The sequence below is a fragment of the Enterococcus italicus DSM 15952 genome (genome assembly GCF_000185365.1).
GTDB classification, from domain to species: Bacteria; Bacillota; Bacilli; order Lactobacillales; family Enterococcaceae; genus Enterococcus_G; species Enterococcus_G italicus.
Window position 1 is genome coordinate 1 of sequence record NZ_GL622284.1, and the last position, 667, is coordinate 667.

Here is a 667-nt window from a genome sequence, read left to right on the forward strand (position 1 = left end):
GTGGAATGTGTATTAATTTTGATGCAGATAATAACTATATTAAAGATAGCTATTTACCTATTTTTTTTAACAATCAGTATCTATATCTCAATAAAAATAATCATTTAATATTAGAGAGTAATTTTGATTATACCTTTAAAGATTTACCTGATTTTACAACATTTAGGAGTATTTTAAATACTATGACTATTTTGGAAAAAGCAAAAGAATTTGCTGAAGTTATAGAAAAACTTAGAAATGACTATGATTTACAACAATCTAAATTTAGCAAAATAGCTGATAATCAGATACAAATACTGGATTTTAAAATATTAAACATAATACAAAATACTGATAGCAAATTAGATAAAGTAGAGTTTCTAATTAAAATCCTGAAAACAAAAGATAATACAAATACTAGTAAACAAATAGCTTTAGATACATTATATAATTTCTCAAAACCAGACAGTTATGCTTTATCACTATTTGATACTTTAGTTGATAAATCAACACTTATACAAACTAAAATAGTTAAGCAAATAGAAAAAGAAAATCATTTAGCTGAAGCTATTAAATTGTCTTTGATATATAAGTAAACCCTTATTTTATAAGGGTTTTTTGTTTGCAATAAATAAGTATGATACAGAAATTTGACAATCTATGATTGGTTGCTATAATAATAAATGTA

1 protein-coding gene is annotated in these 667 nt (G+C 22.5%); it reads left to right on the top strand.

Going from position 1 to position 667, the window contains the following annotated elements:
- Positions 1 to 575, top strand: a 575-nt coding sequence (locus tag HMPREF9088_RS12170) for a hypothetical protein (protein WP_007209392.1), incomplete at its 5' end; no start/stop codon positions are given.
- Between the last annotated feature and the right edge of the window lie 92 nt (positions 576 to 667).